21 protein-coding genes are annotated in these 24,648 nt (G+C 71.0%); 8 read left to right on the top strand and 13 right to left on the bottom strand.

The window, feature by feature from the left end:
• Nucleotides 1-51 precede the first annotated feature (51 nt).
• Genes ACH4D3_RS39035 through ACH4D3_RS39025 form a run of 3 tightly spaced genes read left to right on the top strand, consistent with a single transcriptional unit; the run spans nt 52 to nt 2,859 of the window.
• Nucleotides 52-975, top strand: coding sequence for an ABC transporter ATP-binding protein (locus ACH4D3_RS39035; RefSeq protein ID WP_063739109.1), 924 nt, complete (start codon nt 52-54; stop codon nt 973-975).
• Nucleotides 972-1,781, top strand: a complete 810-nt coding sequence (locus tag ACH4D3_RS39030; RefSeq protein ID WP_398332529.1) for an ABC transporter permease — start codon at nt 972-974, stop codon at nt 1,779-1,781. Before ACH4D3_RS39035 ends, ACH4D3_RS39030 begins: the two co-directional genes overlap by 4 nt.
• 55 nt (nt 1,782-1,836) lie before the next feature.
• Entirely contained in the window at nt 1,837-2,859 is a 1,023-nt protein-coding gene (locus ACH4D3_RS39025) for a heme A synthase (RefSeq protein WP_398332528.1), read from the top strand.
• Here the strand turns inward: ACH4D3_RS39025 and ACH4D3_RS39020 are convergent.
• The 4 genes from ACH4D3_RS39020 to ACH4D3_RS39005 all read right to left on the bottom strand — a co-directional run bounded on the left by ACH4D3_RS39020 (nt 2,814) and on the right by ACH4D3_RS39005 (nt 6,241).
• Nucleotides 2,814-3,557: a nucleotidyltransferase gene (locus ACH4D3_RS39020; RefSeq protein WP_398332527.1), complete on the bottom strand. Its 744-nt coding sequence runs from the start codon at nt 3,555-3,557 to the stop codon at nt 2,814-2,816. The genes ACH4D3_RS39025 and ACH4D3_RS39020 overlap by 46 nt on opposite strands.
• A gap of 39 nt (nt 3,558-3,596) precedes the next feature.
• Nucleotides 3,597-4,703: an amidohydrolase family protein gene (locus ACH4D3_RS39015; RefSeq protein WP_398332526.1), complete on the bottom strand. Its 1,107-nt coding sequence runs from the start codon at nt 4,701-4,703 to the stop codon at nt 3,597-3,599.
• A gap of 118 nt (nt 4,704-4,821) precedes the next feature.
• Nucleotides 4,822-5,190: a hypothetical protein gene (locus ACH4D3_RS39010; protein WP_398332525.1), complete on the bottom strand. Its 369-nt coding sequence runs from the start codon at nt 5,188-5,190 to the stop codon at nt 4,822-4,824.
• A 97-nt stretch (nt 5,191-5,287) separates the two neighbouring features.
• Complete coding sequence (locus ACH4D3_RS39005) at nt 5,288-6,241, bottom strand: heme o synthase (RefSeq protein ID WP_063739967.1); 954 nt, start codon at nt 6,239-6,241, stop codon at nt 5,288-5,290.
• A gap of 370 nt (nt 6,242-6,611) precedes the next feature.
• On the opposite strand from ACH4D3_RS39005, the gene tkt reads away from it, so the two are divergent.
• From tkt to pgl, 5 genes are read left to right on the top strand one after another with little or no spacing between them, the layout of a single operon-like run.
• A complete protein-coding gene (tkt, locus tag ACH4D3_RS39000; RefSeq protein ID WP_398332524.1) occupies nt 6,612-8,699 on the top strand; it encodes a transketolase in 2,088 nt (695 codons plus the stop codon).
• A gap of 34 nt (nt 8,700-8,733) precedes the next feature.
• Complete coding sequence (tal, locus tag ACH4D3_RS38995) at nt 8,734-9,852, top strand: transaldolase (protein WP_398332523.1); 1,119 nt, start codon at nt 8,734-8,736, stop codon at nt 9,850-9,852.
• A gap of 3 nt (nt 9,853-9,855) precedes the next feature.
• A complete protein-coding gene (gene zwf / locus ACH4D3_RS38990; protein WP_398332522.1) occupies nt 9,856-11,379 on the top strand; it encodes a glucose-6-phosphate dehydrogenase in 1,524 nt (507 codons plus the stop codon).
• Nucleotides 11,376-12,428, top strand: coding sequence for a glucose-6-phosphate dehydrogenase assembly protein OpcA (gene opcA / locus ACH4D3_RS38985; protein ID WP_398332521.1), 1,053 nt, complete (start codon nt 11,376-11,378; stop codon nt 12,426-12,428). Before zwf ends, opcA begins: the two co-directional genes overlap by 4 nt.
• Complete coding sequence (pgl, locus tag ACH4D3_RS38980; protein WP_226030367.1) at nt 12,425-13,210, top strand: 6-phosphogluconolactonase; 786 nt, start codon at nt 12,425-12,427, stop codon at nt 13,208-13,210. The genes opcA and pgl overlap by 4 nt, the downstream gene beginning before the upstream one ends.
• 129 nt (nt 13,211-13,339) lie before the next feature.
• Here pgl and pgi read toward each other — a convergent pair whose 3' ends face one another.
• From pgi to yvcK, 9 genes are all read right to left on the bottom strand, one after another.
• Complete coding sequence (gene pgi / locus ACH4D3_RS38975) at nt 13,340-14,995, bottom strand: glucose-6-phosphate isomerase (RefSeq protein ID WP_398332520.1); 1,656 nt, start codon at nt 14,993-14,995, stop codon at nt 13,340-13,342.
• Between the two features lie 117 nt (nt 14,996-15,112).
• Nucleotides 15,113-15,448 carry an RNA polymerase-binding protein RbpA gene (locus ACH4D3_RS38970; RefSeq protein ID WP_003976875.1) on the bottom strand — a complete coding sequence of 112 codons (336 nt, stop codon included), beginning with the start codon at nt 15,446-15,448 and terminating at the stop codon, nt 15,113-15,115.
• A gap of 213 nt (nt 15,449-15,661) precedes the next feature.
• On the bottom strand, nt 15,662-15,898 hold the full coding sequence (secG, locus tag ACH4D3_RS38965) for a preprotein translocase subunit SecG (RefSeq protein ID WP_016325957.1): 237 nt from the start codon (nt 15,896-15,898) through the stop codon (nt 15,662-15,664).
• Nucleotides 15,899-16,033: 135 nt separating this feature from the next.
• Complete coding sequence (gene tpiA / locus ACH4D3_RS38960) at nt 16,034-16,810, bottom strand: triose-phosphate isomerase (RefSeq protein WP_398332519.1); 777 nt, start codon at nt 16,808-16,810, stop codon at nt 16,034-16,036.
• 5 nt (nt 16,811-16,815) lie between these two features.
• On the bottom strand, nt 16,816-18,027 hold the full coding sequence (locus ACH4D3_RS38955; RefSeq protein ID WP_398332518.1) for a phosphoglycerate kinase: 1,212 nt from the start codon (nt 18,025-18,027) through the stop codon (nt 16,816-16,818).
• Nucleotides 18,028-18,161: 134 nt separating this feature from the next.
• The gene (gene gap, locus ACH4D3_RS38950; protein WP_398332517.1) at nt 18,162-19,172 is read right to left on the bottom strand and encodes a type I glyceraldehyde-3-phosphate dehydrogenase; all 1,011 of its coding nucleotides are present in this window, start codon (nt 19,170-19,172) and stop codon (nt 18,162-18,164) included.
• Between the two features lie 227 nt (nt 19,173-19,399).
• Nucleotides 19,400-22,372: a M14 family zinc carboxypeptidase gene (locus tag ACH4D3_RS38945; RefSeq protein WP_398332516.1), complete on the bottom strand. Its 2,973-nt coding sequence runs from the start codon at nt 22,370-22,372 to the stop codon at nt 19,400-19,402.
• Between the two features lie 197 nt (nt 22,373-22,569).
• A complete protein-coding gene (whiA, locus tag ACH4D3_RS38940; protein ID WP_059300230.1) occupies nt 22,570-23,562 on the bottom strand; it encodes a DNA-binding protein WhiA in 993 nt (330 codons plus the stop codon).
• Nucleotides 23,553-24,644, bottom strand: a complete 1,092-nt coding sequence (gene yvcK / locus ACH4D3_RS38935; RefSeq protein WP_356861717.1) for a uridine diphosphate-N-acetylglucosamine-binding protein YvcK — start codon at nt 24,642-24,644, stop codon at nt 23,553-23,555. The genes whiA and yvcK overlap by 10 nt, the downstream gene beginning before the upstream one ends.
• Nucleotides 24,645-24,648 lie beyond the last annotated feature (4 nt).

The raw sequence follows: 24,648 nt of genomic DNA, 5'->3' as shown, positions 1-24,648 counted from the left end.
TTCCACACCCCCGCGCCCGGCCGGCCGGCCGTCTCCCTAAACTCGTGACCCATGCGAAGCGAGCCCGTGGTCCAGGTCCAGGCCCTGGTGAAGCGGTACGGCACGAAGACCGCGGTGAACGGCCTCGACCTGGTGGCCCGCACGGGCGTCACCGCCGTGCTCGGCCCCAACGGGGCGGGCAAGACGACCACGGTCGAGACCTGTGAGGGATACCGCAGACCGGACTCCGGGACGGTGCGCGTCCTGGGCCTGGACCCGGTGCGGCAGGGCGCCGAGCTGCGCCCGCGGATCGGCGTGATGCTCCAGTCCGGGGGCGTCTACTCCGGCGCCCGCGCGGACGAGATGCTGCGCCACGTCGCGAAGCTGCACGCCCACCCGCTGGACGTCGACGCGCTGATCGAGCGCCTGGGTCTCGGCTCGTGCGGCCGCACCACGTACCGCAGGCTCTCCGGCGGGCAGCAGCAGCGGCTCGCCCTCGCGATGGCCGTGGTCGGCCGCCCGGAGCTGGTGTTCCTGGACGAGCCGACCGCCGGCCTGGACCCGCAGGCCCGCCGCGCCACCTGGGACCTCGTGCGGGACCTGCGCGGCGACGGGGTCTCGGTGATCCTCACCACGCACCACATGGACGAGGCCGAGCAGCTGGCCGACGACGTGGCCATCATCGACACCGGCCGGGTCGTCGCCCAGGGCTCCCCGGAGGAGCTGTGTCGCGGCGGCGCCGAGAACACCCTGCGGTTCACGGGCCGCCCGGGACTGGACGTCGCGTCCCTGCTCAAGGCGCTGCCCCCGGACTCCGCGGCCGCCGAGCTGACCCCGGGCTCCTACCGGGTGAACGGCGAGGTCGACCCCCAGCTGCTCGCGACGGTGACCTCCTGGTGCGCCCAGCACGGGGTGATGCCGGACCGCATCTCGGTGGAGCGGCACACGCTGGAGGACGTTTTCCTGGAGCTGACGGGCAAGGAGCTGCGCGGGTGACCACGACGACAGGGACACCGGGGAACACCGGCACGCCCGGGGCCGCGGGGACGTACGCGCCCAGGCCCGGTGCCGCGCCGCTCGGGCGCATGATCGCGGCGCAGGCCGTGCTCGAGACGAAGATGCTGCTGCGCAACGGCGAGCAGCTGCTGCTGACGGTGATCATCCCGACGCTGCTGCTCGTCCTGTTCAGCTCCGTCGACATCATCGACACCGGAGCCGGGGAGGCGGTCGACTTCCTCGCCCCGGGCATCCTGGCGCTCGCCGTGATGTCGACGGCGTTCACCGGCCAGGCCATCGCCACCGGCTTCGAGCGCCGGTACGGGGTGCTGAAGCGGCTGGCCGCCTCCCCGCTGCCGCGCTGGGCCCTGATGACCGCGAAGACGGCATCGGTCCTGGTCACCGAGGTGCTCCAGATCGTGCTGCTGACGGTGATCGCCCTCGCGCTGGGCTGGTCGCCGCACGGCAATCCGGCGGCCGTGCTGCTGCTCCTGGTCCTCGGCACCGCCGCCTTCTCCGGGCTGGGTCTGCTGATGGCCGGCACGCTCAAGGCGGAGGCCACGCTGGCCGCCGCCAACCTGGTCTTCCTGCTGCTCCTCGTGGGCGGCGGGGTGATCGTGCCGCTGGACAGGTTCCCGGACGCGGCGCAGGACGTGCTGGGGCTGCTGCCCATCTCCGCCCTGTCGGACGGACTCCGGGACGTCCTCCAGCACGGCGCCGCGATGCCCTGGGGCGACCTGGGGATCCTCGCCGGGTGGGCGGTCGTGGGGCTCGCGGCCGCCGGGAAGTTCTTCCGCTGGGAGTAAGAACACATGCCGCGGACCGGACCCTCGTGAATGCGTGCACAAGCGGGCGCCTACGATGGACGGCGTGCCAAACGTGACCCGTGCCGACGCCGTAGCCGCCGTGCGCAACCCGCTCGCCTTCATCGCCGCACACTGGACCCCGCAGCCCCGGACGGTCCAGCGGGCGGCCCTCGCGCCCCTCGTGATGTCGGTGGTCATCGTCGTCACCGGCGGCGCCGTCCGGCTCACCGGCTCGGGCCTCGGCTGCCCGACCTGGCCCAAGTGCACCGACGACTCGCTCACCACCACGAGCGAGATGGGCTTCCACGGCATCATCGAGTTCGGCAACCGCATGCTGACCTACGTGCTGTGCGCCGCGGTCGGCTGGGCGATCATCGCCGCCCGCTCGCAGAAGCCGTACCGGCGCAGCCTCACCCTGCTGGGGTGGGCGCAGTTCTGGGTCGTGATGAGCAACGCCGTGCTCGGTGGCATCGTCGTGCTCGTCGGCCTCAACCCGTACACGGTCGCGGCGCACTTCGTGGCGACGACGGCGCTGCTGACCCTGGCCACGGTGATGTGGCAGCGCACCCGGGAGGGCGACACGGCACCGCGCCCGCTGGTCGGCAAGTCCGTGCAGCAGCTGGTGTGGGTGATGGTCGTCGTCTCCGCGCTGCTGGTCATGGTCGGCACCGTGGTCACCGGCGCGGGACCGCACGCGGGCGACTCCAGCGACGTGCCGCGCATGCCGGTCGACTGGGAGATGATCAGCAAGGCGCACGCCGTCCTGGCGTGGATCGTGGTGACGCTGACGTTCGCCCTGTGGTTCGTGCTGAAGGCGGTCGACGCGCCCAAGGGCCCGCTGGCCCGCACCCGCGACCTGTTCCTGGTGCTGCTCGCCCAGGGCGCCATCGGGTACGTCCAGTACTTCACCGACCTGCCCGAGATCCTCGTCGGCGCACACATGTTCGGCTCGTGCCTGGTGTGGATCGCGGTGCTGCGGGTGCTGCTGGCGCTGCGCGAGCGGCCCGAGGAGACGGCGCTCGGGCTGCCCGCTCAGGAGTACGACGCCACCAGCGTGTCGATGGCCGGTCCCAGGTAGCTCCGGGTCAGCTCCGCGCGGCGGGCGGTCCACTCCCCCGTGGCCGCGGGTCGCGCACGGTTCCCGTACCGCCGTTCGGTGATGTCCTCGACCACCTCGCCGGGCGCGCCCAGCTCGGGCAGCTCGTCCAGGGCCTGCCGCTTGGTGATCAGGCGGCCCTCGCGCAGCGTGACGGTGGCGCGGGCGAAGGTGATCAGCCCCAGGTCGACCCAGACGTCCTGCGACCACAGCTCGGCCCTGCCCACGTGCGGGCGCCAGAAGTCCCGCTGGTCGCGGACGACGAAGGCGTCCAGCTCCGGGTCCGGCACCGGGGGCAGCAGTCGCTCCGGCGACTCGCCGTGCAGGACGCGGCCGAAGCTGTGGAGTTCGCGCCGGGTGACCGGGGTGACCGTCCGCTTGAAGAGCTGCTGGTGGGCCCACGTCAGATGCCGCTGCTCGGGGTCGGCGGCCGTGTCGGGCGACACGTAGGTGCAGTGCAGCAGCCCGGCCAGGGGCTCGGCGCGCAGGCGGGCGTGGAGCAGCCCGAGCCGCCAGGCCGTGCGCGCCGTGGCCGGCCGGGGCAGCACCGCGATCAGGTCCAGGTCGCTGCGGCCCTCCTGGTAGTCGCCCGCGCCCAGTGATCCGTGCGCCCAGACGGCGACGGGGTCCAGGGGCGCGAGGCCGGTGAGGAAGCGGTCGAGCAGGGCGTCGGTCGGCATGCGCCCAGTCTCGACGAGCCCCGCCGGTGTGTACACCCGTCACTCCAGTCCGTACACCCGCGCGGCGTTCCCCGAGGCGATCATCGCCGCCACCCGCTGCGCGTCCCCGAGCGACCACGCCCCCTCGGCCACCCAGGCGCCCAGCACCCGCCCGAGGGCCTCGCGGAACAGCCGGGCGGCGACCACGTGCAGTTCGGGCAGGCCCTGGGCGCCGCTGGAGAACAGGATCTTGCCGAAGGGGGCCAGCTCCAGGATCTCCGCGAGCACCGTCGCGGCCCGGGCGCCGGTGCGTACCAGGGCGGCGCCCGAGTCGGCGTAGACGTGCGGGAAGACCCCGGCCAGGTGGGCGGCGTGCCGGTGGTAGGGGTAGCCGTGCAGCAGGACCAGGTCGGTGCCGAGTCCGGCGGTGGCCCGCACGAAGTCGGTGAGCAGGACCGGGTCGGTGCGGTCGATGCGCAGGCCCGGTTCGCCGAGGCCCGCATGCAGCTGGAGCGGCAGGCCGGAGGCGACGGCGATCCACAGCAGGTGGCGCAGGAGTACGGGGTCGCTCAGCTCCCCGCCGACCTCGCGCCCGGTCAGCCAGCGGGCGGCGGCCCCGCGCACCTCGCCGGGGCCCGGCGGCTCCGGGGCGAGGGCCAGGCCGTGCCGCACCCCGGCGACGGAGGTGAAGGCGACCGCGTCCGCGGCGGCGCCGTGCACGGCCTCGGCGAGGTTGGCGAGGAAGGACTCGACGGTGCCCGAGGTGTCGGCGACCTGCTCGGCGAGCAGCTCCAGGCGCACGATCTCGCGCGTGTCCGCGTCCGCGGCGGTGGCCATCTCGGTGGGTCCTGTGAGGTCTCCGGGCAGTCCCGCGTCGACCAGGTAGGTGGTGATGCCGCTGCCGCGCAGGAGCCTGCGGTCGGCCTCCATGACGCCCAGTTCGCGGCGCCGGGCCAGGTAGCGGGCGGGCGGGCAGTGCGGTTCCAGACCGAGCAGGGGCGGGCACCAGCGGCGTACCGCGAAGCCGGTCTGGGTGTCGAAGAGGGTGGTGCCCGGTGCGGGCGGGCCCTCGGTGCGGGCCAGCTGGGCCTCGAAGGTGCCGAGGCCCAGCTCCGTTCTCAGGACGCCGTGGCAGTACTGGTCCACCAGGGACGGCGTTTCGATCATCCGGGCTCCCCGCGCTGGACCGTGTGCCGCGCGGCTCGGCTCGTGTGCCTCGCGGCCCGCACGACTCGCGGCCCGCGTGCCTCGCGGCTTCCTACGGTCCTAACGGGTGAACCCGCCCTCAGGTGTTGCTCGGGCCCCCGACCTGGATGCCTGCCATGCGCGACCACTCGTAGCGGCCCGTGGTGACCTTGGCCGCGAACTCGCCGTCGAAGTCCTCGTGGACGGTGATGCCGGACTGCTCGACGGCCTTCAGCGCGCCCGCGTGGGTGCGCGTGACCAGGTCGCCCCAGGCGCCGTCCGCGCCGACCAGGACGATCCGGGCGCCGCGCTCGCCGAGGTACGCCACCTGGGCCTCGGCGCCGCCGTGGGCCTTGGCGAAGGAGCCGATCCGCCCGGCCGTCCGGGTCACCTCGTACGCGGCCCACCGGTCGGCCCAGCCGCCCTTCGCGCCGGACTGCTCCGTGTCCACCTGCTGCGTGTCTGCCATGACCAGGATGCTACCGACGGGTAGATCGAACGGCGACGGGCGGGGTGCGTGGCCTTGACCACGCGCCCCGCCCGTCGGACGGCTCCACGAGAGGCGCTCAGCGCAGGAAGGGGTCCACCGCGATCGCCAGGAACAGCACCGACACGTAGGTGATGGACCAGTGGAACAGCCGCATCTCCTTGAGCTTGCCGCCCGTCACCTCGGCCTTGGCGCGGTTCTGCAGTCCGTGCGCCTCCCACAGCCACATGCCGCCCGCGGCCAGGGCCACCGCCGTGTAGAACCAGCCGGTGTAGCCGAGCGGCTGCAGCAGCAGCGACACCACGACCATCACCCAGCTGTAGATGACGATCTGCCGGGCGACGACCTTGTTGGAGGCGATCACCGGGAGCATCGGCACGCCCACGCGCGCGTAGTCCTCCTTGACCTTCATGGACAGCGGCCAGTAGTGCGGCGGCGTCCAGAAGAACATCACCCCGAAGAGGATGACCGGCGCCCAGGACATCGAGTTGGTCACGGCCGACCAGCCGATGAGCACCGGCAGACAGCCCGCGATGCCGCCCCAGACGATGTTCTGCGAGGTGCGGCGCTTGAGGATCATCGTGTAGACGACCACGTAGAAGAGGAGTGCGCCGAGTGAGAGCCAGGCCGACAGCCAGTTGACCGTGAAGCCGAACAGCAGCGTCGAGACGACCGCCAGGGTGATGCCGAAGACGAGGCATTCCACCGGGCTGACCATGCCGGTCACCAGCGGGCGCTGCGAGGTCCGGTCCATCAGCGCGTCGATGTCGCGGTCGATGTACATGTTCAGCGCGTTGGCGCCGCCGGCCGACAGATAACCGCCGACGCAGGTCAGCAGCACCAGCTTCAGATTCGGAACACCCTGTTCGGCGAGGAACATCACCGGAACGGTGGTGATCAGCAGAAGCTCGATGATCCGCGGCTTGGTCAGCGCCACGAACGCCTTGACACGGGCCCCGAACGGCCGGTGACTCGGGCTCTGGCTCGTCCCGATTACCCCCGCAGGACGGGATTCAACGGCCGTCACGCACACCCCTGACAGAGACTCCCAGCAAGCCCGACCGTGTGAAGTGGCGGTAAAGGCTCGCGCGTACCACGCCACTTTAGACGTTGCCCATACCTCGGCCCTCGCGGGGGTGGGCTCGTGTTGGCGAGGCCGCTCCGACGTGCGTTCGGGGAGTCGATTGAGCAGTCAGATGAGCGGCTCCGTATTCACTTGCCGAATGCGGTTTCGCCCAGTCGACAGGCGGATCGAGAAGAGTCCCGGCAGTCTGGTTTCCATCGGAAAAACGCACGTACTTACGGGGGTAGGCTCGGCCATGGCCGGCCGACTCACGGACGCGCCGGCAGCCGGTGCACTCGTGCACCGGCAACCGACATGTGGAGAGGAGCCCTGACTCAGGGTGAGCACCAAGCCGACCACCACAGACCTCGAGTGGACCGAACTGGACCAGCGGGCCGTGGACACCGCCCGCGTCCTGGCCGCCGATGCCGTACAGAAGGTTGGCAACGGCCATCCGGGTACGGCGATGAGCCTGGCGCCCGCCGCCTACACCCTCTTCCAGAAGGTGATGCGGCACGACCCCGCCGACGCGAACTGGGTCGGACGCGACCGTTTCGTGCTGTCCGCGGGGCACTCGTCCCTGACCCTCTACACCCAGCTGTACCTGGCCGGCTTCGGCCTTCAGCTGGCGGACCTGGAGTCCTTCCGCACCTGGGGCTCGAAGACCCCCGGCCACCCGGAGTACGGCCACACCACGGGCGTGGAGACCACGACCGGCCCGCTGGGCCAGGGTGTCGCCAACGCGGTGGGCATGGCGATGGCCGCCCGCTACGAGCGCGGCCTGTTCGACCCGGAGGCCGCCGAGGGCGAGTCCCCCTTCGACCACTTCGTCTACTGCATCGCCGGTGACGGCTGCCTCCAGGAGGGCATCTCCGCCGAGGCGTCCTCGACGGCGGGTCACCAGAAGCTCGGCAACCTGGTGCTGCTGTGGGACGACAACCACATCTCCATCGAGGGCGACACCGAGACCGCCGTCTCCGAGGACACCTGCAAGCGGTACGAGGCGTACGGCTGGCACGTCCAGCGTGTCGCCCCGAAGCCGGACGGCGACCTGGACCCGAACGCGATCTACGACGCGATCGAGGCGGCGAAGAAGGTCACCGACCGGCCGTCGTTCATCGCGATGCGCTCGATCATCGCCTGGCCCGCCCCGAACGCGCAGAACACCGAGGCCGCGCACGGCTCGGCGCTCGGCGACGACGAGGTCGCGGCGACCAAGCGGGTCCTGGGCTTCGACCCGGAGAAGTCCTTCGAGGTCTCCGACGAGGTCATCGGGCACACCCGCAAGGCGCTGGAGAAGGGCCAGGCGGCCCGCGCGGTGTGGGAGAAGTCCTTCCAGCAGTGGCGGGACAACAACCCGGAGCGCGCCGCCGAGTACGACCGCGTCGCCAAGGGTGAGATGCCCACCGGCTGGGAGGAGAAGATCCCGGTCTTCGAGGCGGGCAAGGGCCTGGCGACCCGCGCCGCGTCCGGCAAGGTGCTCCAGGCGCTCGGCGCGGTCGTCCCGGAGCTGTGGGGCGGCTCGGCCGACCTCGCGGGTTCGAACAACACGACGATCGACAAGACGTCGTCCTTCCTCCCCGCGGGCAACCCGCTGCCGGAGGCCGACCCGTACGGCCGCACCATCCACTTCGGCATCCGCGAGCACGCGATGGCCGCGGAGATGAACGGCATCGCGCTGCACGGCAACACCCGCATCTACGGCGGAACGTTCCTGGTCTTCTCGGACTACATGCGCAACGCGGTGCGGCTGTCGGCCCTGATGCACCTGCCGGTGACGTACGTGTGGACGCACGACTCCATCGGTCTGGGCGAGGACGGCCCGACCCACCAGCCGGTCGAGCACCTGGCCTCGCTGCGCGCCATCCCGGGTCTGAACGTGGTCCGGCCGGCCGACGCCAACGAGACGGCGATCGCCTGGCGGGAGATCCTGCGCCGCTGGACGAAGGAGTTCGGCAAGGGCCAGCCGCACGGTCTGGCGCTGACCCGCCAGGGCGTGCCGACGTACGAGCCCAACGACGACGCGGCCAAGGGCGGCTACGTCCTGTTCGACGCCGAGGGCGGCGAGCCGCAGGTCGTGCTCATCGCCACCGGTTCCGAGGTGCACGTGGCCGTCGGGGCGCGCGAGCAGCTCCAGGCCGACGGTGTGCCGACCCGTGTGGTGTCCATGCCGTCCGTGGAGTGGTTCGAGCAGCAGGACCAGGGGTACCGGGACAGCGTCCTGCCCCCGTCCGTGAAGGCCCGGGTCGCGGTCGAGGCCGGGATCGGCCTGACCTGGCACAAGTACGTGGGAGACGCCGGCCGCATCGTCTCCCTGGAGCACTTCGGTGCTTCGGCGGACGCCAAGGTGCTCTTCAAGGAGTTCGGCTTCACCGCCGAGAACGTGGCCTCCGCCGCGCGGGAATCTCTCGCCGCGGCCCAGCGCTGACGCTCGTATACGACACGTAGGAGATGCATTTTCCATGACAGACGCACTCAAGCGCCTCTCCGATGAAGGCGTCGCGATCTGGCTGGACGACCTGTCGCGCAAGCGGATCACGTCCGGCAACCTCGCCGAGCTGATGGACCAGCAGCACGTCGTGGGCGTCACCACCAACCCGTCGATCTTCCAGAAGGCGATCTCGCAGGGCGACGGCTACGACCAGCAGCTCGCCGACCTCGCCGTCCGCGGGGTCACGGTCGAAGAGGCCATCCGCATGATCACCACGGCGGACGTCCGCGACGCCGCCGACATCCTGCGCCCGGTCTACGACAACACCGGCGGCAAGGACGGCCGGGTCTCCATCGAGGTGGACCCGCGCCTGGCGCACGACACCCGCGCCACGGTGGCCGAGGCCAAGCAGCTGGCGTGGCTGGTGGACCGGCCGAACACCTTCATCAAGATCCCGGCGACCGAGGCGGGCCTGCCGGCCATCGCCGAGACCATCGGCCTGGGCATCAGCGTCAACGTCACGCTGATCTTCTCCCTGGAGCGCTACCGCAAGGTCATGGACGCCTTCCTGACCGGCCTGGAGAAGGCCAAGGAGCGCGGCCTGGACCTCTCCCAGATCCACTCCGTGGCGTCCTTCTTCGTGTCCCGCGTGGACACCGAGATCGACAAGCGGATCGACGCGCTGGGCACCGACGAGGCCAAGGCGCAGCGCGGCAAGGCCGCCGTCGCCAACGCGCGCCTGGCCTACCAGGCGTACGAGGAGGTCTTCGGCACCGACCGCTGGGCCGCCCTGGAGAAGGCCGGCGCCAACAAGCAGCGTCCGCTGTGGGCGTCGACCGGCGTGAAGGACAAGGCGTACAGCGACACCATGTACGTCACCGACCTGGTCGCGCCGAACACGGTCAACACCATGCCGGAGGCCACCCTGGTGGCCACCGAGGACCACGGCGAGATCACCGGCGACGCCGTCGCCGGGTCGTACGAGCGGGCCCGTGCCGACCTCGACGCGGTCGAGAAGCTCGGGATCTCCTACGACGAGGTGGTCCAACTGCTGGAGGACGAGGGCGTCGAGAAGTTCGCGGCGGCCTGGAACGACCTGCTGAAGTCCACGGAGGCGGAGCTCAAGCGCCTCGCTCCCTCGAAGGGCTGAGAATTGTCGAGCAGCAATCCGCTGCGTGACCCCGCAGACCGACGGCTCCCGCGCATCGCGGGGCCGTCGGGTCTGGTCATCTTCGGCGTCACCGGCGATCTGTCCCGCAAGAAGCTCATGCCCGCCGTGTACGACCTCGCCAACCGGGGTCTGCTGCCGCCGGGCTTCTCGCTCGTCGGGTTCGCCCGCCGCGACTGGGAGCACGAGGACTTCGCCCAGGTCGTGCACGACGCCGTCAAGGAGCACTCCCGGACCCCGTTCCGCGAGGAGGTCTGGCAGCAGCTCATCCAGGGGATGCGCTTCGTCCAGGGCACCTTCGACGACGACGACGCCTTCGAGCGGCTGCGCGGCACCATCGAGGAGCTGGACAAGGCACAGGGCACGGGCGGCAACTTCGCCTTCTACCTGTCGGTGCCGCCGAAGTCCTTCCCGGTGGTCATCCAGCAGCTGAAGAAGCACGGTCTCGCCGACCAGTCGAGCGGCTCCTGGCGCCGCGCGGTGATCGAGAAGCCCTTCGGCCACAACCTGAAGTCGGCCGAGGAGCTCAACGCGATCGTCCACGAGGTCTTCGGCTCCGACCAGGTCTTCCGCATCGACCACTACCTGGGCAAGGAGACCGTCCAGAACATCCTGGCGCTGCGCTTCGCCAACACGATGTTCGAGCCGATCTGGAACCGGTCCTACGTCGACCACATCCAGATCACCATGGCCGAGGACATCGGCATCGGCGGCCGGGCCGGCTACTACGACGGCATCGGCGCCGCCCGCGACGTCATCCAGAACCACCTCCTCCAGCTGCTCGCGCTGACCGCGATGGAGGAGCCCGCCTCCTTCGACGCGGACGCGCTGGCGGCGGAGAAGACCAAGGTGCTCGGCGCGGTCCGGCTCCCGAAGGACCTGGGCCGGGACACCGTGCGCGGCCAGTACGCGGCCGGGTGGCAGGGCGGCGCCAAGGCCGTCGGCTACCTCGAAGAGGACGGCATCGACCCCAAGTCGAAGACCGACACCTACGCCGCGATCAAGGTGGGCATCGACAACCGCCGCTGGGCGGGCGTCCCGTTCTACCTGCGCACCGGCAAGCGCCTGGGCCGCCGCGTCACCGAGATCGCGGTCGTCTTCCAGCGGGCGCCGCACTCCCCCTTCGACACGACGGCCACCGAGGAACTCGGCTCGAACGCGATCGTCATCCGCGTGCAGCCCGACGAGGGCGTCACCGTCCGCTTCGGTTCCAAGGTGCCGGGCACGTCGATGGAGATCCGGGACGTGTCGATGGACTTCGCCTACGGCGAGTCCTTCACCGAGTCCAGCCCGGAGGCGTACGAGCGCCTGATCCTGGACGTCCTCCTGGGCGACGCCAACCTCTTCCCGCGTACCGAGGAGGTCGAGCTGTCCTGGAAGATCCTCGACCCGATCGAGGAGTACTGGGACGCGCACGGCACCCCGGCCCAGTACCCGGCCGGCACCTGGGGGCCCGTCGAGGCGGACGACATGCTGGAACGAGACGGACGGAGCTGGCGCCGGCCATGAAGACAGACCTCACGGACACCACCGCCAGCAAGATCAACAAGGCGCTGGTGCTGGGTCGCCGGGCGATCGGCACCCCGGCCATCGGCATGGTGCTCACCCTGGTCATCGTCACCGACGAGGAGAACGCGTACGACGCGCTGAAGGCCGCGAGCGACGCCGCCCACGAGCACCCCTCGCGCACCCTCGTCGTCATCAAGCGGGTCTCGCGCTCGCCCCGGGACCGCACCCGGTCCCGGCTCGACGCCGAGGTGCGCCTCGGCGTCGACGCGGGCACCGGCGAGACGATCGTGCTGCGGCTGTACGGCGACGTCGTCGACCACGCCCAGTCGGTGGTCCTGCCGCTGCTGCTACCGGACGCGCCGGTCGTGGTCTGGTGGCCGGTGAACGCGCCGCTGGACCCGGCGAAGGACCCGTTGGGCGCCCTCGCGCAGCGCCGGGTCACCGACACCTACGCCTGCGAGGAGCCGATACGGGAGCTGGTGACCCGCGCCGACGCCTACGCGCCGGGCGACACCGACCTGTCGTGGACCCGCATCACGCCCTGGCGCTCGATGCTGGCGGCGGCTCTGGACCAGGTCGACTGCGAGGTGCAGTCGGTCGAGGTGGAGGGCGAGGAGTTCAACCCCAGCTGTGAGCTGCTCGCGATGTGGCTCGCCGACCGGCTGGACGTGCCGGTGCGGCGCACGGTGTCGAGCGGCCCGGGTCTGACCGCGGTCCGCATGGACACCGACTGCGGTCCGGTCGTCCTGGACCGGGCCGACGGCTCGCTGGCGAACCTCTCCATCCAGGGTCAGCCGGCCCGCGCGGTCGCCCTCAAGCGCCGTGAGACGGCCGAGCTGATCGCGGAGGAGCTGCGCCGCCTGGACCCGGACGACACGTACGCCTCGGCGCTGCGGTACGGCGTGGACCGGCTGAACGCGCCGGCCAAAGGAGACCGGGCCGACGAGGGCGCCCTCGCGGTCGCCGCTCCCGTCGGGGCGGTCGCGAAGGCTCCCGCGAAGGACGCGGCGCAGGAGAAGACACCGGTGAGGAAGGCGGCGGCGAAATGAGCGACACCCCGCAGCTGGTCGTGCACCGCGACAAGGAGCTGATGGCCGAGGCCGCGGCGGCCCGCCTGATCACGAAGATCGTGGACGCGCAGGCCTCCCGGGGCAGCGCGTCCGTGGTCCTCACCGGCGGCCGCAACGGCAACGGCCTGCTCGCGGCGCTGGCCGGCTCCCCGGCCCGGGACGCGATCGACTGGGGCCGCCTCGACCTGTGGTGGGGCGACGAGCGGTTCCTGCCGGAGGGCGACCCGGAGCGCAACGTCACCCAGGCGCACCAGGCGCTCCTCGACGCGGTGCCGCTGGACCCGAAGCGGGTGCACGCGATGGCGGCCTCCGACGGCCCGTACGGCTCCGACGTGGAGGCGGCAGCGGCTGCCTACGCCCAGGAACTGGCCACGGCCTCCGTCCCCGAGAACCACGCCGCGGTCCCGTCCTTCGACGTCCTGCTCCTCGGGGTCGGCCCGGACACCCATGTGGCGTCGCTCTTTCCGGAGCACCCGGGGGTCCGGGAGACGGAGCGCACGGTGATCGGCGTCCACGGCTCCCCCAAGCCGCCGCCCATCCGCATCTCCCTGACCCTGCCCGCGATCCGCGCCGCCCGTGAGGTGTGGCTGCTGGCGGCGGGCGAGGACAAGGCGAACGCGGTGGCGATGGCCCTGTCGGGCGCGGGCGAGATCCAGGCCCCGGCAGCGGGCGCCCGGGGCCGCGCCCGCACCCTGTGGCTCCTGGACTCGGCGGCGGCGTCCCAGCTGCCGAGGTCGCTCTATCCACCGGCGTCGGCATAATCCAGCCCGTCCGGCGTTTGAGGACGAGGCCGTCCAGGCCGAAAGCGGGGGTCTGGGGGCGGCAGCCCCCAGGGATGGGAACGGGAAGGGGCGGCGGGGGCGAAAACCCTCGCCGCCCCTTCGGCACGTTCACACCCGCCCGCGCAACTCCCGGTAGGCGGCCACCAGCGCGACCGTGGACGGGTCGAGGCCGGACACGTTCGCGCCCTCGGTCAGCGCGGGCTCGACCCGCTTGGCGAGCACCTTGCCGAGTTCGACGCCCCACTGGTCGAAGGAGTCGATGTTCCAGACCGCGCCCTGCACGAACACCTTGTGCTCGTACAGCGCGACGAGCTGCCCCAGCACCGACGGGGTCAGCTCGCGGGCGAGGATCGTCGTCGTCGGATGGTCGCCGCGGAAGGTCTTGTGCGGGACCAGTTCCTCCGGCACCCCCTCGGCGCGTACCTCGTCCGGGGTCTTGCCGAAGGCGAGGGCCTGGGTCTGCGCGAAGAAGTTGGCCATCAGCAGGTCGTGCTGCGCCTTCAGCTCCTCGCTCAGTTCGCCCACGGGCCGGGCGAAGCCGATGAAGTCCGCCGGGATCAGCTTGGTGCCCTGGTGGATCAGCTGGTAGTAGGCGTGCTGCCCGTTGGTGCCCGGTGTGCCCCACACCACCGGCCCGGTCTGCCACTCCACCGGGTTCCCGTCCCGGTCGACGGACTTGCCGTTGGACTCCATGTCGAGCTGCTGGAGGTACGCGGTGAACTTCGACAGGTAGTGCGAGTACGGCAGCACCGCGTGCGACTGCGCGCCCAGGAAGCTGCCGTACCAGACGCCCAACAGTCCCATCATCAGCGGCACGTTGGACTCGGCGGGGGCGGTCCGGAAGTGCTCGTCGACCAGGTGGAAGCCGTCGAGCATCTCGCGGAAGCGGTCCGGGCCGATGGCGATCATCAGGGAGAGGCCGATGGCCGAGTCGAAGGAGTAGCGGCCGCCGACCCAGTCCCAGAACTCGAACATGTTGGCCGTGTCGATGCCGAAGCCGGAGACCTTCTCGGCGTTCGTCGACAGGGCCACGAAGTGCTTCGCGACCGCCTTCTCGTCACCCCCGAGGCCGTTCAGCAGCCAGGAGCGGGCCGAGGTGGCGTTGGTGATCGTCTCGATGGTGGTGAAGGTCTTGGAGGCGATGATGAACAGCGTCTCGGCCGGGTCCAGGTCCCGGACCGCCTCGTGCAGGTCGGCGCCGTCCACGTTGGACACGAAGCGGAGGTCGAGCGAGCGGTCGGTGAAGGCCCGCAGCGCCTCGTAGGCCATCGCCGGACCGAGGTCGGAGCCGCCGATGCCGATGTTGACGACATTGCGGATGCGCCTGCCGGTGTGGCCGGTCCATTCGCCGGAGCGGACCCGGTCGGCGAAGCCGGCCATCTTGTCGAGCACGGCGTGCACCTTGGGGACGACGTTCTCGCCGTCGACCTCGATCACCGCGTCCCTGGGGGCGCGCAGCGCGGTGTGCAGCACCGCCCGGTCCTCGGTGATGTTGATGCGCTCACCGCGGAACATCGCGTCGCGCAGCCCGGCCACGCCGGTCGCGGCGGCCAGCTCCTGGAGCAGGGCCAGCGTCTCGTCGGTGACGAGGTTCTTCGAGTAGTCGACGTGCAGGTCGCCCACGCGCAGCGTCCAGCCGGCGCCGCGCCCCGGGTCGGCGGCGAACAGCTCGCGCAGCCGCACCTCGCCGAGCTGCTCGCGGTGCTTGACCAGCGCGGCCCATTCGGGCGTCTGGTGGAGCCTGGTACGGCCGTCTGCGTTCATGTCGGACGTCAGCCTTCTTCCTTGGGTGTTCCAGCTGTCCCGGCTGTCCAGCTGTTCCAACCTAAGTGATCAGGAGTGAAGGCGACCGGCGGAGACGGAAACCGGCGGTGTACGGAACTAGATCTCGCCGCGCAGTTTGGCGAGTGCCTCGGCGAGGATCGCCTCGCCGTCCGCGTCGCTGCGGCGTTCGCGCACATACGCGAGGTGGGTCTTGTAGGGCTCGGTGCGCGGCGGGTCCGGAGGATTGTCCCGGTCCTGTCCGGCGGGGAAGCCGCAGCGCGGGCAGTCCCAGGTCTCCGGGACCTGGGCGTCGCTCGCGAAGCTCGGCTGTGTCTCGTGTCCGTTGGAGCACCAGAAGGAGATGCGCAGGCGCGGCGCGGACTCGCCACGCTCGGCCTCGCCCATCGGCCCCGCCCCGACCCGGCTTCCCCGGATCGCGTTGCCACTTGCCACGGTCGTAACTCCCTGCGTGATGGTGCCGCAAAGCGAGTCGGCGTTTCGCTTCGCTGCGAGCGCCTCAGTCTACGTAAGGCCCAACGCGCGTCCAGTATTTGGAGTTACAAGCTCCACTGCACAGACGCAAGCCCCATGATAGGCGGCGCGCCGAGGCGCGTACCGGACATGGGGCTTTACGTGCACAAGTGTGTGACGGGGCGAAGGGACCCGTCAGTTGTTGGCCTTCATGAGCAGGCCGAGCACCATGATGCAGGCGAACCAGGCCAGACCGACCACGACGGTGATCCGGTCGAGGTTGCGCTCGGCGACCGAGGAGCCGCCGACGGAGGACTGCATGCCGCCACCGAACATGTCGGAGAGGCCGCCGCCCTTCCCCTTGTGCATCAGCACCAGCAGCATCAGCAGCAGGCTGAAGACGATCAGGGCGATCGAGAACCCCAAAACCACGGCTGGACCAACTTCCTCGGATTCGGATGAACGACGGGGGCACGGTGGCAGCGGGCCACCATGCCCCCGCAAGGGTACGACGTATCGCCGCTAGCGCATACTCACTGGTCGATCTGCCTCTCGACCGGCCACGGGCTACTGGTCGCGGAAGCGGACGATCTTGACGAACTCGTCCGAGTCCAGCGAGGCGCCGCCGACCAGGGCGCCGTCGATGTCGGGCTTCGCCATGATCTCGGCGACGTTGCCGGACTTGACGGAGCCGCCGTACTGGATGCGGACCTTGTCGGCCAGCTCCTGGGAGTACAGCTCGGCGAGCTTGCCGCGGATCGCCGCGCAGACCTCCTGCGCGTCGTCGGCGCCGCAGACCTTGCCGGTGCCGATGGCCCACACGGGCTCGTAGGCGATCACGACGGTCTCGGCCTGCTCGGCCGGGAGGTCCTTCAGGCCGCCCTCGACCTGGGTGAGGGTGTGCTCGACGTGGCTGCCCGCCTCGCGGACGTCCAGCTCCTCGCCGACGCACAGGATCGGGGTCAGACCGTGCTTGTAGGCGGCCTTGACCTTGGCGTTCACGATCTCGTCGGTCTCGGCGTGGTACTGCCGGCGCTCGGAGTGGCCGACGGCCACGTACGCGCACTTCAGCTTGGCCAGCATCGGGCCCGAGATCTCGCCGGTGTAGGCGCCGCCGTCGTGCGCGGAGATGTCCTGGGCACCGTACTTGATCTTGAGCTTGTCCCCGTCGACCAGGGTCTGCACGGAGCGCAGGTCGGTGAAGGGGGCGAGGACGGCGACCTCGACGGCGTCGTAGTCCTTGTCCGCGAGGGCGAAGGCGAGCTTCTGGACGTGGGCGATGGCCTCCAGGTGGTTGAGGTTCATCTTCCAGTTGCCCGCCATCAGCGGCGTGCGGGTGGTCATCGGGGTCAGTCCTCCAGTGCGGCGAGGCCGGGGAGCGTCTTGCCCTCGAGGTATTCGAGGGAGGCGCCGCCGCCGGTCGAGATGTGGCCGAATGCGTTCTCGTCGAAGCCGAGCGTGCGCACGGCCGCGGCGGAGTCGCCGCCGCCGACCACGGTGAAGCCCGGGGCGTCGACGAGGGCCTGGGCGACCGCTTTGGTGCCCTCGGCGTAGTCGGGGTGCTCGAAGACGCCCATGGGACCGTTCCAGAAGACGGTGCCGGCGTCGGCGAGCTTGGACGCGTACAGATTGCCGGACTCGGGGCCGATGTCCAGGCCCATCCGGTCCGCCGGGACGGCGTCCGCGGCGACGGTGGTGGCGTTGGCCGGAGCCTTGGTCTTCAGGTCCGGGAACTCGGGCCCGACGACGACGTCGACGGGCAGGACCAGCTCGACGCCGTTCTTCTCGGCGCGCTCGATGTACTCCTGGACCGCCGGGATCTGGTCCTCCTGGAGCAGCGAGATGCCGACCTCGTACCCCTTGGCCTTGAGGAAGGTGTACGCCATGCCGCCGCCGATGAGGATCCGGTCGGCCTTGCCGAGCAGTTCGTCGATGACGGCGAGCTTGTCGGAGACCTTGGCGCCGCCGAGGGCGACGACGTAGGGGCGCTTCACGTCGTCGGTGAGCTTCCTGAGCACGCCGACCTCGGTGGCGATGAGGTACCCGGCGTAGTGCGGCAGCCGCTTCGGCAGGTCGAAGACCGACGCGTGCTTGCGGTGCACCGCGCCGAAGCCGTCACCGACGTAGACGTCGGCGAGGCCGGCCAGCTTGTCGGCGAAGGCGGCGCGCTCGGCGTCGTCCTTGCTGGTCTCACCGGCGTTGAAGCGCAGGTTCTCGATGACGGCGACACCGCCGTCGGCGAGGCCGGAGACGGCGGCCTCGGCGGAGGTGCCGACCGTGTCCGAGGCGAAGGCGACGTCGGTGCCGAGCAGTTCACCGAGGCGGGCGGCGGCCGGGGCGAGCGAGAAGGCGGGGTCCGGGGCGCCCTTGGGGCGGCCCAGGTGCGAGGCGACGATCACGCGGGCGCCCGCGTCGGCCAGCGCCTTGACGGTGGGCACTACCGCGCGGATGCGGCCGTCGTCGGTGATGGTGGTGCCGTCCAGCGGGACGTTCAGGTCGGCGCGGACGAAGACGCGCTTGCCCGCGACGCCTTCGGAGAGCAGTTCGTCGATCGTCTTCAAGAGGGCTCCTGGGTTCTCGGATCGCTCGTGATCCTACGAGGGCTGGTGGCGGCGGACGCGACGCAGGGCCCGGGCAGCGCGGCCTTGCGCTGTCCGAGCCCTGCTACCGCATCGAGGTGCCTTGCTGAAGTCGATCAGAGCTGGTTGCCGACGAAGACCGTGAGGTCGACGAGGCGGTTCGAGTAGCCCCACTCGTTGTCGTACCAGCCGAGGATCTTCACCGACTTGCCCTCCTGGACCATGGTCAGGGAGGAGTCGAAGGTGCAGGAGGCCGGGTCGCCGACGATGTCCGAGGAGACGATCGCGTCCTCGGTGTAGAACAGGAAGCCCTTGAGGTCGCCGTCGTCGGCGGCCTTCTTGAACGCGGCGTTGACCTCGTCCTTGGTGACCTCGCGCTGGAGCTCCACGACCAGGTCGGTGGCCGAGCCGGTCGGGACCGGGACGCGCATCGCGATGCCGTCGAGCTTGCCCTTGAGCTGCGGCAGGACCAGCGCGGTGGCCTTGGCGGCACCGGTGGTGGTCGGGATGATGTTCTCCGCGGCGGCACGGGCGCGGCGCAGGTCCTTGTGCGGGAAGTCCAGGATGCGCTGGTCGTTCGTGTACGCGTGGACCGTCGTCATCAGGCCCTTGACGATGCCGAAGTTCTCGTCGAGGACCTTGGCCATCGGCGCCACACAGTTGGTGGTGCAGGAGGCGTTGGAGATGACGTGGTGGTTCGCCGGGTCGTACTTGTCCTGGTTGACGCCCATCACGATGGTGATGTCCTCGTCCTTGGCCGGAGCCGAGATGAGGACCTTCTTCGCGCCACCGGCGATGTGCTTCTCCGCGTCCGCCTTCTTCGTGAAGATGCCGGTCGACTCGATCACGATGTCGACGCCCAGCTCGCCCCACGGGATGTCGGCCGGGTTGCGCTCGGACAGGACCTTGATGGTCTTGCCGTCGACGGTGATGGTGTCCTCGGTGTGCGAGACCTCCGCCTTGAGGCGGCCGAGGATGGTGTCGTACTTCAGCAGGTGGGCGGTGGTCGCGGTGTCACCCAGGTCGTTGACAGCCACGATCTCGATGTCCGCACCCTGCTCCAGCAGCGCGCGGAAGTAGTTACGACCGATGCGGCCAAAGCCGTTGATGCCTACGCGGATCGTCACGAACCGATCTCCTCGTTGGTACGCCGGCCCGATGTGCCGGCGAGCTGTATTTGGGATGTCCCCGACCACCTCCGACCCTACCTCCCTACGGCGTCGGGGGTGACATCGAGACGCCCCATACCCGGCAGGGCGGTCCGTACCCGCCAGTAGGGGTACGGACCGCCCCGGGCGACGGGGACCGATCACCCGATTTCGCTACACCGGGTCAGTCCCCCGTACACCGGGATTCACTCGTCCAGGGCACGCAGCGCCTGCCGGACCAGTGCCGCGCGGGCGGCCGGTTCGGCGAGGTGCTCCAGGCCGAAGCCGAGCAGCACGGTGTCGTCCGTGGTGACCGCGCCGAAGGTCTGGAACAGGGTCCCGGTGCGGGTCCAGTCCTTCAGGACGGCGGGGCTGCCCGCCGGGGGTCCGGAGACCTGCCAGGCGCCCAGCGAGGTCTCGAAGCCCTCGGTCTGCGTCGCCGTGCCGCCGACGACCAGGGAGGCCTCGTCGGCGAGGACGCCGCGGCCGCCGCTGCCAGGGTCGGTGACGTAGGCGATCGACAGCTCCACGGACTTCCCGGCGTAGGCGCTCAGGTCGAACTCGACCTGCTTCCAGCCGCCGGAGGAGCCGGTGAGGCTGTTCCACTGGCCGGTGGTGCCGGTCGCGGTGCAGCCCTCGTCGGACAGCGTCAGGTAGTGCGCCAGCCAGGGGTGCCCGGCCAGGTAGAACCCGGCCGCGCACTCCGCGGGTACGGCGGTGCCGGTGGCGCCGTTCGCCTCGGGCAGCGTGGTCCAGTCGTCGGCGCCGGTGGTGTGCGCCTCGACCAGGGCGTGGTCGTAGCCGCGCTCGGTGTCCCACAGCAGCTGGGTGCGGAGCACGGGGCGCTCGGAGGCGGTGACTTGGGTGAGGTCGACGGTGCGGGTGAGGCGCTTGTAGGCGTCGTCGGTGTGGACGGCGGCGGCCATCCACTCCCCGGCGTACGGCCCGTACGGGTTGACCGTCCCGGCGAACTTCCCGGCGCCCGCGCTCGCGAACTGCGGGTAGGTGCCGGGGTCCAGCTCGTCGGAGGTCACGCTGTACGCGCCGGCGGCGTCCAGCGGGTTGCCGGGGGCGTCGCCGAGGGTGCCGTCGGCCTTGTCGAGCTTGCCGGAGCCGGTGAACCCGGTGGCGTCGGAGGTGGCGGTGCGGGTGTAGGCGCCGAGGTAGTACTGGCTGAAGTCGTCGGAGAGGGTGCCGCCGCCGAGGTCGACGTCGCCGCCCGCCTGCTCCCCGGCCTCGATCAGCTTGCCGCCCTCGTTGAGGAAGGCGCGCAGCTGGAGCTGGGTGGCGTTGCCGGGCACCGCGGCGCCCGTGTAGTGGACGACGGTGCCGAAGTGGCCGAGGACGCCGAGCGCGTCGGGGGCGCCCTGGGTGGCGACGTCCCAGACGGCGGCGCGTTGGCCGTTGGCCTTGAGCGCGTCCACGTAGGTCTGGGTCTGCGTGGCCTTCGCGCCCTCCTCGGCGACGACGAGGACGTCGGCGCGGGGCCGCTCGGCGACCGTGTACGTGAAGTGCGCGCTCTCGGTGCGCTTGCCGTGCCGGTCGTGGGTGCCTCGCGGCTTTTCTCCGGTGAACCAGACCTCGACGCGGTCGCCGGGGTCGGCGCCCCGCACCTTGGCCCGGTACTCGTCGAAGTAGAGGTTGTCCTCGCCGCCGTACGTCTCGCCGCCCCGCCAGGGCCGCAGTGCCGTGTCGTGCGTGCGTCCGCCGTTGACGCGGTACTTCAGCTCCTTGTCGCGCACGGACTTGCGGACGACGACGGAGACCTCCTGGTCGGCGCCGCGCGCGTAGGAGGTGGTGAAGGGGGCGGGGGTGAAGTCGGCGGCGTCCAGGCCGACCGAGGAGGACGGCCGGTCGGGGTGGGCGGCGGTCTCGGCGACGGAGAGCGCGAAGGGGATGTTCTTGGCGAACTCCTGCTGGATCAGCTTCTCGTCGTCGGGGAAGTTGAAGCCGGACTGGCAGTCGCGCGCGTTCCACTGGTCGTCGGGGTCCACGTCGGAGGCCGTCTTGCAGGTCGACATCTCCGGGGTGAACATCGCCATGCCGTTGACGTTGGCCGCGTGCCCGTCGGCCTCGCCGTTGGTGGTGTACAGCTCCGAGGAGACCTGCGGGTGGTAGCCGGGGATCGCCGAGTTGTCGGGGGTGCCGGCCAGCGCCTTGTAGAGGACGTCGTCCGGCGTGTTGGTGGCGACCTGCCAGCCGACTCCGTAGAGGAGGAGTTCGGCGGCGGAGTGGTAGTTGATGCCGTACGTGAAGCCGATGCGCTTCTGGAAGGCGTCCAGCGCCTTGGTCTCGGGCTCGGAGCCGGGGCTCGCGCCGCGGTAGGTCTCGCTGGTGGGGTTGGGCGACGAGCCCTCGTCGTCGTAGCCCCACTTGTAGGCGAAGTTGCGGTTGAGGTCGACGCCGTCGCCGGTGCTGATGGTGCCGTCGCCGTTGACGTCGCGCAGGTTCTTGCGCCAGAGGCGGTTGTCGGTGCTCTCGAAGGTGTAGTCGTAGCCGTCGGGGTTGGCCGACAGGACGAACCACAGCTCGGTGGAGTCGACGATCTCCCTGATCCGCCGGTCCTTCTTGTAGTTGTCCAGGTAGTGGTGCATCAGCCGCCGGGTCATCTCCGGGGTGATCCACTCGCGCGCGTGCTGGTTGGACATGTAGAGGACGGCCGGTTTGGAGCCGTCCTTCGACTTCTTCGCGTGCTTGGTGAGCTTGAGCGCCAGGATGTCCTGGCCGTTGACCGTCTTGCCGATGGAGACGACCTTGGTGAGGCCGGGGTTCTCCTGGGCGGTGCGCAGGATCTCCTCGCGCAGGCCGCCGCTGCCGCTGTACGGGCGGAAGACGCCGTCGGCGGCGCTCTCGACCCGCTTCTCGGCCTGGGTGGACAGGGTGTGCTCGGTGAGGTCGACACCCTGCTTCTGCAGCGTGCCGGCCTGCTTCTCGGTGAGGTACAGCTCGACGGCGGCCGTACCCCGGTCGGGTACCTGCTCGCCGAGTTCGTGACCGTCCTGGCCGGTCGCCAGCAGCAGGGGCACCTGCTCCTTGGTTACGTCGGCGCGGAAGACCTTCACTTCGATCGCGTCCGGGGTCCCCGGGTCCGCGGGCTGTGCCTGGGCGATGGGCGCGAAGCTCGCTCCGCCGATCAGGAGCGCGCCGACAGCGAGGATCGATCTCGCTCTTCGTCTCATGAACCCCCCTAGATGAGGCCTGTCCGACAGGCCTGCGTCCGCCACAGCGGCGAACAGATGCCAGGCTCATGACAGCTCATGATCGAGTCAAGAGTGCGGCAAGGACACGCGAAAGCCGGTACCGGTCACCCAAGTGGGCGCCGGCACCAGCTCGTTGTCCTCGTTCGCGTGTGGCCCGGAGGCACGGGGGCGTCCGGTCAGCCGACGAGGTTGTCGGCCATCTCCTCCTCGCCGAGGTTGGCGTCCGTACCGGCGATGCCCAGGTCCGAGGCCCGCTTGTCGGCCATGGCCAGCAGGCGGCGGATGCGGCCCGCGACCGCGTCCTTGGTCAGCGGCGGGTCGGCGAGGGCGCCCAGCTCCTCCAGGGAGGCCTGCTTGTGCTCCATGCGCAGCCGGCCCGCCGCGGCGAGGTGCTCGGGCACGTCGTCGGCGAGGATCTCCAGCGCCCGCTGCACCCGGGCACCGGCGGCGACGGCCGCGCGGGCGGAGCGGCGCAGGTTGGCGTCGTCGAAGTTGGCGAGCCGGTTGGCGGTGGCCCGGACCTCGCGCCGCAGCCTGCGCTCCTCCCAGGCCAGTACCGAGTCGTGGGCGCCGAGCCGGGTGAGCAGCGCGCCGATCGCGTCGCCGTCGCGGACCACGACCCGGTCCACGCCGCGCACCTCGCGGGCCTTGGCGGGGATCGACAGCCGGCGGGCGGCGCCGACCAGGGCGAGCGCCGCCTCGGGTCCCGGGCAGGTCACCTCCAGGGAGGAGGAGCGGCCGGGCTCGGTGAGCGAGCCGTGCGCCAGGAAGGCCCCGCGCCAGGCGGCCTCGGCGTCGCAGGTGGCCCCCGAGACCACCTGCGGCGGCAGGCCGCGGATCGGGCGGCCCCGGCCGTCCACCAGTCCGGTCTGCCGGGCCAGCTGGTCACCGCCCGCGACCACCCGGACCACGAAACGCGAACCGCGGCGCAGCCCGCCCGGCGCCATCACGATCAGCTCCGAGCTGTGCCCGAAGATCTCCAGGATGTCCCGCTTGAGCCGACGGGCCGCGTTCCCGGTGTCCAGCTCCGCCTCGATCACGATGCGTCCGCTCACCAGGTGGAGGCCGCCGGCGAACCGCAGGACGGCGGAGACCTCCGCCTTTCTGCAGCAGGTCCGGGTGACGGGGAGCTGGGAGATCTCGCTCTTCACCGCTGCCGTCATCGCCATGGGCCGATCCTTCCATGCATCCGAAAAATACGGTCGTACGCGGCGGCCAGCAGCTCCGGGTCGTGCCTCGGGGTCCCGTCGGTCCGGGCGACCGGAGCCAGCTCGACCGCGGCACCGAACCGTTTCGCGGCGTCGGTGAGCGAGTCACGGTCGGGCACGGCGGCCTCGTCGGCCAGCACCACGTCCAGGGCGAGTTTAGGGGCGTGTCGTCCCAAAACCTCCAAATGACGCTGCGGGGAGAAGCCCTCAGTTTCTCCGGGCTGGGGGGCGAGGTTCAGCGAGAGCACTCGGCGCGCCTTCGTCTCGACCAGCGCGTCCAGCAGATCCGGCACGAGCAGGTGCGGGATGACCGAGGAGAACCAGGAGCCGGGGCCCAGCACCACCCAGTCGGCGTCCAGGACGGCGTCGACCGCCTCGGGGACGGCGGGCGGGTCGCTGGGCACCAGGTGCACGGACTGCACCTCGCCGGGCGTGAGCGCCACGGTCGCCTGCCCCCGTACGGTGTCCACCTCGTCGGGCCGCTCCGGGGCGTGGCCCCTGACCAGGGCCTGGAGCTCCAGCGGGACGGCGGACATGGGCAGTACCCGCCCGTGCGCGCCGAGCAGCTTGCCCACCAGGTCCAGCGCCTGGACGTGGTCGCCGAGCTGCTCCCACAGGGCGACGATCAGCAGATTGCCGACCGCGTGTTCGTGCAGGTCGCCCTGGGACTGGAAGCGGTGCTGGATGACGCGGGCCCAGGTCTGGCCCCAGTCGTCGTCGCCGCACAGCGCTGCCAGCGCCTTGCGCAGGTCACCGGGCGGCAGGACGCCCAGCTCGTCGCGCAGGCGCCCGCTGGAGCCGCCGTCGTCGGCGACGGTGACGACGGCGGTGAGGTCGCCGGTGATCCGGCGCAGCGCGGCGAGCGAGGCGGACAGACCCATGCCGCCGCCGAGGGCGACGACCTTGGGCTGCGCGCCCCGGCGGCGCGGCTTGCCGCCGCGCGCCTGTTCGGGCCGGGCGGCGCGGGCGTCGGCGGGTCTGCCGCCGCGCCCCTCGGGCACCACCCGGCGCAGCCTGCTCAGCCGCGGAGTACGTCCTGTCATTCCC

The organism is Streptomyces sp. NPDC018026 (assembly GCF_044327745.1).
In the GTDB taxonomy this organism is placed as follows: domain Bacteria; phylum Actinomycetota; class Actinomycetes; order Streptomycetales; family Streptomycetaceae; genus Streptomyces; species Streptomyces rubrogriseus.
This window is presented reverse-complemented; position numbering and strand designations above follow the sequence as displayed.